The sequence below is a fragment of the Collinsella sp. AM17-1 genome (assembly GCF_003470665.1).
Taxonomy (GTDB): Bacteria; Actinomycetota; Coriobacteriia; order Coriobacteriales; family Coriobacteriaceae; genus Collinsella.
In genome coordinates this window covers 312,033-320,392 of record NZ_QRJZ01000001.1, presented here as the reverse complement: position 1 = coordinate 320,392, position 8,360 = coordinate 312,033, and the positions used below count along the sequence as shown (strand labels likewise).

At 60.2% G+C, this 8,360-nt stretch carries 7 protein-coding genes; 4 read left to right on the top strand and 3 right to left on the bottom strand.

Annotated features, from left to right (window positions below; translation table 11 throughout):
- A partial coding sequence (locus tag DW195_RS01340) for a transposase (RefSeq protein ID WP_147356469.1) occupies positions 1-551 on the top strand: 551 nt, incomplete at its 5' end.
- 226 nt (positions 552-777) lie between these two features.
- On the opposite strand, the gene DW195_RS01335 is transcribed toward DW195_RS01340, so the two are convergent.
- A complete protein-coding gene (locus DW195_RS01335) occupies positions 778-1,686 on the bottom strand; it encodes a hypothetical protein (protein WP_118205515.1) in 909 nt (302 codons plus the stop codon).
- 214 nt (positions 1,687-1,900) lie between these two features.
- Here DW195_RS01335 and DW195_RS01330 point away from each other — a divergent pair, with 214 nt between their 5' ends.
- The gene (locus DW195_RS01330) at positions 1,901-2,311 is read left to right on the top strand and encodes a peptide deformylase (protein WP_117655208.1); all 411 of its coding nucleotides are present in this window, start codon (positions 1,901-1,903) and stop codon (positions 2,309-2,311) included.
- 75 nt (positions 2,312-2,386) lie between these two features.
- On the opposite strand, the gene DW195_RS01325 is transcribed toward DW195_RS01330, so the two are convergent.
- Entirely contained in the window at positions 2,387-3,868 is a 1,482-nt protein-coding gene (locus tag DW195_RS01325) for an aminotransferase class I/II-fold pyridoxal phosphate-dependent enzyme (protein ID WP_118205543.1), read from the bottom strand.
- 206 nt (positions 3,869-4,074) lie between these two features.
- Positions 4,075-4,932, bottom strand: coding sequence for a LysR family transcriptional regulator (locus tag DW195_RS01320; RefSeq protein ID WP_117778911.1), 858 nt, complete (start codon positions 4,930-4,932; stop codon positions 4,075-4,077).
- A gap of 118 nt (positions 4,933-5,050) precedes the next feature.
- Between DW195_RS01320 and DW195_RS01315 the strand changes: the two genes are divergently transcribed.
- Both DW195_RS01315 and DW195_RS01310 read left to right on the top strand, forming a co-directional pair.
- Positions 5,051-5,962: a DMT family transporter gene (locus DW195_RS01315; RefSeq protein ID WP_118205513.1), complete on the top strand. Its 912-nt coding sequence runs from the start codon at positions 5,051-5,053 to the stop codon at positions 5,960-5,962.
- Between the two features lie 139 nt (positions 5,963-6,101).
- Positions 6,102-8,348, top strand: a complete 2,247-nt coding sequence (locus tag DW195_RS01310; protein WP_118205511.1) for a KUP/HAK/KT family potassium transporter — start codon at positions 6,102-6,104, stop codon at positions 8,346-8,348.
- Positions 8,349-8,360 lie beyond the last annotated feature (12 nt).

Below are 8,360 nucleotides of genomic sequence, written 5' to 3'. Positions count from 1 at the left end.
CCGGGGGCCCGCGGGCCGAGGCCGCCGGGGAGGCCGCGGCCGCCTCCACCGCGCCCCCGCCGGCGCTCGTCGAGGCCGAGAACAGGCAGGTCAGGTTCCTGGCCGCCCGGATATCGGAGGCCCTCGACGAGGCCGGGGCCCTCGAGGCCGAGACGGCGGCGCTGCTCGAGGGCGACGAGACCTACGCGTGCCTGCTCACCGTGCCCGGCATCGGCCCGAGGACCGCGGCGCAGCTCGCGGTGTCGGTCGACATCGGGAGGTTCCCGGACCACGACCACCTGGCCTCGTACTGCGGCATAGCCCCGAGGGTGAGGAGCTCCGGAACGTCGGTGAGGTCGGTCAGGGCGTCCAGGCGCGGCGACGCGAGGCTCAAGTCCCTGCTGATCTTCTCGTGCAACAGCCTGGTGAGGTCCTCGGGGCGCTACGGCGAGTACTACCGGGCCTGCAGGGCGCGGGGCATGGGGCACGGGCGGGCGCTCAAGGCCGTCGCGAGGAAGCGGCTCAGGGCGATATACGCCGTGATGCGCGACCGGGTGCCCTACCGGGAGTAGCCCCGACGGTTGACAAAACTATAGGAACACCCAACTGCCACCCCCGGAGCAAGACAACGCCGCAGGTTGAGCATAAGTCAGCGAAAACGCCCCTAAGCGAGCAAGGTGACGTGAAATGAAAGGGCGCTGACCTTATGGTCGCGCCCTTGAAATTGAACGTCAGATTGCCGCTTAGGGGCGTTTGCAGCGTCAACTGGTTACGCGGTTCGTAGAACCGCGTAACTAATTAGAAACGGTTGCCGCGGAAGCCGCCACCGTTGCGGCCGCCACGGTCGCCACCGCGACCGCCGCGGTCGTTACCACGGTTGCCGCCGAAGCCACCACGGTTGCCACCGCGATCGCCATAGCCACCACGGTTGCCACCAAAGCCGCCGCGACCGCCACGGTCGCCGCCACGGTCGCCAAAGCCGCCACGGCCACCGCGATCGCCACCGCGGCCGCCGCGGTCACCGCCACGGCCACCGCGATCGCCAAAGCCGCCACGGCCACCGCGATCGCCGCCACGGCCACCGCGCTCGTCACGGCCGCCGCGAGGACCGCGGTCCTCGTCCAGGCCCATGGCGACGAGCGGAGCGATAACCTTATCGAGAGCGGCCATCAGCTCGGCAGCCTCCTCGTAAGAAAGCTCGGGCAGGAGCTTCTCCTTCTTGTTGGCAAGCTCGACCAGGCCCTCAGCGGCATCCTCGGCAGCGAAGACAACGATCTTGCGCATATCGCCCTCGGCGTCGTCGATGCGGCCGACCAGATCGGCAGCCTCGGCCTCGGCCATCAGGCCATCGAGCTCACGAAGGCGCATGCCCAGCAGGTCGGACATTTCCTTCTGCTCCATCTTGGGCTTGAGGTCAAGAAGCTTGATGGCGCGCTCGATGTTCGCCATGCGCTCGGCCTTGGCCTCCTCCTCCTTGGAAATAGCAAAGCGACGGCTGCGCAGCAGGCGGGCGGCCTTCTGCATCTTGTCCATCAGCTCTTCGTCATCGTAATCAGCGGCGGCCTCGACAACCTCGGCCTCCTCGGCGGAAACCTCGTCAGCAGCCTCAACCTCGGCAGCTTCGGTCTCCACGGTCTCGACTGCCTCGACCTCGGCAGCCATGGTCTCGTTCTCGGTCTCGTTCATGATCTCTTCGTTCTCAGACATGAGACTCCTTCTTGGCCCTCTCGGGCATCATCGCCCCATTCGCGGGGCCCGTCGCGCACTCTTTGCGCTTTATACATTCATGCCTCTCGGCAAAACGTCCATTAGTTTATGGTGTCGCCATCCAATCTAGCTGCAGAATCTATGTGCACACATTAATGCGACATGTCGCGGTATCATGGCCTGAACCAAACGTGTCCACCCTAAGGAGCCCGCCATGATCAAACCCATCATGAAATCCGAGTTCTTTTTGCGCCTGCCTTCCGAAGACGCGGGACCCGACGATGCCGCGACCGGGCAGGACCTCCTGGATACGCTCCATGAGCATGAGCACGAGTGCGTGGGCCTTGCCGCCAACATGATTGGCGTGCGCAAACGCATCATCTGCGTAAAGGACGGCAACAGGGCGCTGCTGATGTACAACCCTCAAATTCTTGAGCAGGTCAATTCCTATCAGACGAGCGAAGGATGCCTCTCGCTTTCCGGCGAGCGCCCCTGTACTCGCTATCGCCGCATTAAGGTTGAGTATTTGGACGAGAATTTCGTCCACCGCATCAAAAACTTCTCGGGCTACACCGCCGAGATAATCCAGCACGAAATCGACCACTGTTGCGGAATCGTTATTTAGTTCCGCCGATTCAAGAAAGCTCCCTGCAGCAAAACAACTGCAGGGAGCTTTTCATAGTGCGGAACTTCTATCCCACTAGCTCTGGCGGTAATGGTCAAAGAAGTCGGCGAGGTCTTCGAGGGACTCTTTGAGCACTTCCATGCGCGGCAGGTACACGATACGGAAGTGGTCGGGCTCAGCCCAGTTGAAGCCGCCGCCGCGCGTGATCAGGATCTTCTTCTCGTGCAGCAGGTCAAGGGCGAACTGCTCGTCATCGGTAATGTTGAACTTCTTCACATCCATCTTGGGGAAGATGTAGAACGCCGCACGCGGCTTAACCACCGAGATGCCGTCAATCTTGTTGAGCGCCTCATACACAAAGTTGCGCTGCTCGTAGACACGGCCGCCGGGGCGGATGTAGTCGTTGACGGACTGATGGCCACCGAGCGCCGTCTGAACGATCGACTGAGCCGGCACGTTGGAGCACAGGCGCATGTTGGAGAGCATGTTGATGCCCATGATGAAGTCGCTCATGCAGCGCTGGTTGCCCGAAAGCACCATCCAGCCAATACGATAGCCCGCGATCATGTGCGACTTGGACAGACCGCTAAAGGTGACGCAGGGCAGATCGGGAGCGAGCGAGGCAATCGAGACGTGCTCGTAGCCGTCCATGCACAGGCGGTCGTAGATCTCATCAGCAAAGATCATCAGCTGATGCCTGCGTGCAACCTCGACGATGCCCTCGAGCACCTCGCGCGGATAGACGGAACCCGTGGGGTTGTTGGGGTTGATGATGACGAGGGCTTTGGTCGCGCTCGTGATCTTGGACTCCATATCCTCCAGGTCGGGATACCAATCCGCCTGCTCATCGCACAGATAGTGCACGGGATGACCGCCGGCAAGGGTTGCGCACGCCGTCCAGAGCGGATAGTCGGGGCTGGGGATCAGAATCTCGTCGCCATTGTCGAGCAGCGCGTTCATCGAAAGCTGAATGAGCTCGGACACGCCGTTGCCCGTGTAGATATGCTCCATCTGAACGTTGGGCAAGCCCTTGATCTGCGAATACTGCATGATCGCCTTGCGCGCGGAGAACAGGCCACGCGAGTTGGAATAGCCTTCGCAGTCGGGCAGCTGCTGGCGCATGTCCTTGATGACCTCATCGGGCGTGCGGAAACCGAAGGGCGCCGGGTTGCCGATATTGAGCTTGAGGATGCGCTCGCCCTCGTCCTCCATACGGGCGGCCTCGTCGACGACGGGACCGCGCACGTCATACAGGACGTTATCGAGCTTGGTGGATTTAGAAAAAGTACGCATGGTGGTGCTCCTTGCAATTTGAGCTGAGGGATGGAGTTCGGGCTTGGAATCGTTGCGGGGTGATGATGCCTCGCCTTGATCGGCGTCGCCGGCAAGCAGCCAGGTAACATCGACCTCCAAAATACGGGCGAGCAGCTCAGCCACATCGCGCCGCGGAATCGTCTTGCCGCTCACATATTGGCTCATCTGACTCTTGCCGAGTTTTTTGCCGAGCATCTCCGATGCGCGGATCACGTCCGACTGGCGAACGTCGCGATCGGACATAGCCTGTCGCAGACGATCGCTAAACGTCTCTTGGGCCACTAGAACCTCCTTGCTGGCAAAGTTCAATTTATACAACACGAATTGAACCTGAGTTCAATTTAGGCAGCAGTATAACGCCGTGCTATTTCGAAAAGTTCAATTTCAAAAATAAATAAAATGAGCAAGACCTCGAGATTTATCCCAAGGCGATAACGACGTGCACGCATTTAGAGGTATTCGAGGAAACGAGCGGCGGCAAGCGAAACATCGGCCGTTCGATATATGGCGTTGATCTGCCGATGGGGATGCCCTTCGAGCGGACGCACAGCAACATCGAACTGGCAGCGACGCAAGATGAGCGCGGGAAGAATGCTCACGCCCAGGCCATCCTCGACCATAGCCATAATCGCATAGTCATCCCAAGTCGACAGTTTTGAGCGCACCGCCAGCCCCGCCCGACGGAATAGCGGCGTAATCTCGTCATCAGTGCCGCGTTCTAGCAGAATAAACTGCTCGTTGGCTAAATCGGCAAGAGAAACGACCTCCGCCGTGGCAAGCGAGGAGTCCGCTGGCACCACGGCCATCAACTCGTCTTGCACCAACGGTCGCGACGCCATGCCGGCGCCGCGTGGCTCGCGCGGAATAAAGCCCAGGTCGCAGCGGCCTTCCGCCACCCATTGCTCAATCTCGGAGTAATCACCCATCAGCAGCTCGTAATCGACATCCGGATGATCGGCGCGAAAGCGCGCAATCACCGGCGGCAGTACATGGGTCGCCACACTCGAAAACGTACCAATGCAGATCTTGCCGCGCATGAGCCCACGCATCTCGTCCACGTGTCGCTGCAGGCGGCCAAACTCCTCGCAGAGCGCCTCAACCGCCGGCATGATCTGCCGCCCATCGGCAGAAAGCACCACACCCTCGCGGCTGCGGTCGAGCACCTTAAAACCCCAATCGGTCTCAAGGTCGCCCACCATGCGGCTCACGCCCGACTGCGAATAGCTCAGCCGCTCGGCGGCGCGCGTAAAACTGCCGGCCCGCACGGTCTCGAGCAGCACCTGCATCTTTTGAATATTCGTTTCCACGGCACCCCTCCACCTTTACATGAGTTTTTGTCATGTTATCCATGCATTATATTCGCTTTTCTTCTAAAGCCAGTTCACCCATAGTGAACATGCTCGGATATAGAGGGGATGTCAGCACATGAACAACGGATTGTTTACGTACTTAGCAGCATTGCTATTGTTTGGCTCCAACGGCATCATCGCCGCTGCCATCGCGCTGCCGAGCTCCGATATCGTACTGTTGCGCACGTTTTTGGGCGCTCTCGCCCTTGCCGCCATCCTCTTCATAACCAAGCGCCATAACCTGCAGGCTCCGTCTCGCCCCCGCGAGGCCGCAGCGCTCATCGTCTCGGGCGCCGCGCTGGGCGCCAGCTGGATTTTCCTGTTCCGCGCCTATCAGACGATCGGCGTTGGTATCTCCTCGCTGTTGTATTACTGTGGCCCCATCATCGTTATGGCCCTCTCCCCGCTCATTTTTGGCGAAAAGCTGACCGGCGGCAAAATCGCCGGCTTTGTCGCCGTTGCTTGTGGTGCTTTTCTCATTGCAGCGCAAGGTCTAGGCGGCAATATGCCCATTGCGGGCATCGTCTGTGGAATCGCCTCGGCCTTCTGCTATGCATTGATGGTCATCGCCAGCAAGGGCGCGCCGCACATCGAGGGCCTCGAGAACTCCGCACTCCAAGTGAGCGCCGCCTTTGTGACCGCACTGGCCCTCACGCTCATCACGCAGGGCGCTCCCTCGTTCCTGTCCGCCGGCGTCGCCGCCAGCATTGATTGGCGCGCCGTCGCTATGCTCGGCGTCGTCAACACCGGCATTGGTTGCCTGCTCTACTTTAGCGCCGTCGCCAAGCTGCCCGTCCAGACCGTCGCCGTCGTCGGCTACCTCGAGCCGCTTTCGGCGGTCGTGTTCTCGGCCGCCCTTTTGGGTGAAGCCATAACACCGGTCCGCCTGATGGGCGCCGCACTTATCATCGGCGGCGCGGTTTTTTGCGAACTCGCCGGCAAACGCGCAAACGCCAAGGCTGGCATCGCCCAGACAGCACGTGCTTAAAAGCCCCTGCTTTGAAATGCTACCTGCGTAGATAAATAATCCCCAGCTGAGGATTATTGTCTAAAATAACCCGATGTGCCAAACTGCTCTTGTATGTATAAAGACGGCATAAAGTTTTTTGTCCTAGACAGATAACCGGATGTCTAAGGGAGTCCTCGTGGCACACAACAAACTGGAGGCAAACCTCCAAGACCAGCGCGGGCAAGGCGGGCACGGAGCCATCCCCCTCTCCGCTGGCATGCTGCTCGTAACGCTCGGCGTCGTCTATGGCGACATCGGCACGAGCCCCATGTACACCATGAAATCAATCGTCGCCAACAACGGCGGCATCGGTACCGTCAGCGAGGACATGATCCTGGGCGCGCTTTCGCTCGTCATCTGGACCATGACGCTCGTGACCACGGTCAAGTACGTGGTAATCGCCATGAAGGCCGACAACCACAACGAAGGCGGCATCTTCGCCCTGTTCAGTCTCGTGCGCAAGGTGGCGCCATGGCTGATTCTCCCCGCCATGATCGGCGGCGCGGCACTGCTTGCCGACGGCATCCTCACCCCCGCCGTCACGGTCACCACAGCCATCGAGGGTCTGCGCACCATCGAATGGGGCCATGCGCTGCTGGGCGACGGCCAGACCAACGTCATCATCATCACCATCATCATTATCTGCGGCCTATTTGCCATGCAGCGCGCCGGCACCTCGTCAATCGGCAAGCTCTTCGGCCCGCTCATGACGCTGTGGTTCCTGTTCCTGGCAGGCGCCGGTCTGTTCAACATGCTCGGCAACCTGTCCATCTTGCGCGCGCTCAACCCCATCCGCGGCATTATGTTCCTGTTCTCGCCCATCAACCATTCGGGCATCATGGTGCTCGGCTTTGTCTTCCTGTCGACAACCGGTGCCGAGGCACTCTACTCGGACATGGGCCACGTGGGCAAGGCAAACATCTATGCATCCTGGCCATTTGTTAAGGCGGCCCTTATCCTCAACTATCTGGGTCAGGGAGCTTGGCTACTCGCCAATAACTCCAACCCCCAGATGCTCGCGATGGATATCGTCAACCCGTTCTATATGATGCTCCCCGAGCCCCTACGCCCCTTTGCCATCGTACTTTCGGCCGTGGCGGCCATCATCGCCTCACAGGCGCTCATCACCGGCTCGTTCTCGCTGGTATCCGAGGCAACGCGCCTCAACCTTATGCCGCACCTGCGCATCCACTACCCCAGCGACACCAAAGGTCAGCTCTATATTCCACTCGTCAACAACATCATGTGGGTCGGCTGCATCTTCATTGTGCTGCTGTTCCAGAACTCCGAGCGCATGGAGAGCGCCTACGGCCTCGCCATTACCGTGACCATGCTTATGACCACCACGCTGCTGACGAGCTATATCGCCGGCATCCTCAAGCACAAGCTGGGCGCCTGCGTCTTCGCCCTGCTCTTCGGTGCCATTGAGCTGTGCTTCTTCGCCTCGTGCCTCACCATGTTCTTTGACGGCGGCTACGTAATGATCTTCTTGGCCTCGCTGCTGTTTGGCCTTATGTACGTGTGGCGCCGCGGCACCGCCATCGAGCGCACGCAGACGATCCTGCTGCCCGTCTCCAAGTACATCGACCAGCTCAACCGCCTGCGCAACGACGAGACCTACCCCGTGCTCGCCGACAATCTGGTGTTCCTCACCAACAGCCCCGATCCGCTCACGCTCGACCGCGACGTGCTCTATTCCATCCTGGACAAACATCCCAAGCGCGCCAAGGCATACTGGTTCATCAACGTGCACGTTACCGATGAACCCTATACGCACGAGTATTCCGTCGAGACCTTTGGCACGGACTTTTTGTTCCGCGTGCGCCTGGACTTGGGCTTTAAGGTCAACCAGCGCGTTAATGCCTACCTGCGCCAAATCGTCGGCGACTTGATGGCATCGGGCGAGCTGCCGCCGCAGCATCACACCTACTCTATCTACGAGACACGCGGCAACGTGGGCGACTTCCGCTTTTGCATGCTGCGCAAGATGCTTGCCCCCGAAACGGACATCAACCGCAACGACCATCGCGTCATGGCCATCAAGTACGCCGTCCGCCGCGCCTGCGGAAGCCCGGCACGCTGGTACGGTCTCGAGAACTCGGCCATCATCATTGAGTACGTACCGCTCTTTGCCCGCATGCGCCCGGCCGTCAAACTTGTGCGCACCCAGGTGCCGCTCGAGGTTCAGATCGAAGAGGCCGAGGAAATGGAGGTCGACATCTTCTCGGACGACTTGGTCAACGGCAACGAGGCCGGCAAGAGCATGAACGTCGATCCCACCGAGCTGCTCGAGAGCGTCGCCGATACGCCCGAACAGCAACTCGACGGACTCGAGAGCACCCAGTTCAACGACGCCAACTTCTAACACGCCACCAGC

Excerpts from the sequence above, each read along its gene's own strand:
- DW195_RS01335 (WP_118205515.1), bottom strand. The coding sequence starts at position 1,686 with ATGTCTGAGAACGAAGAGATCATGAACGAGACCGAGAACGAGACCATG.
- DW195_RS01330 (WP_117655208.1), top strand. The coding sequence starts at position 1,901 with ATGATCAAACCCATCATGAAATCCGAGTTCTTTTTGCGCCTGCCTTCC.
- DW195_RS01325 (WP_118205543.1), bottom strand. The coding sequence starts at position 3,868 with ATGTCCGATCGCGACGTTCGCCAGTCGGACGTGATCCGCGCATCGGAG.
- DW195_RS01315 (WP_118205513.1), top strand. The coding sequence starts at position 5,051 with ATGAACAACGGATTGTTTACGTACTTAGCAGCATTGCTATTGTTTGGC.
- DW195_RS01310 (WP_118205511.1), top strand. The coding sequence starts at position 6,102 with ATGTCTAAGGGAGTCCTCGTGGCACACAACAAACTGGAGGCAAACCTC.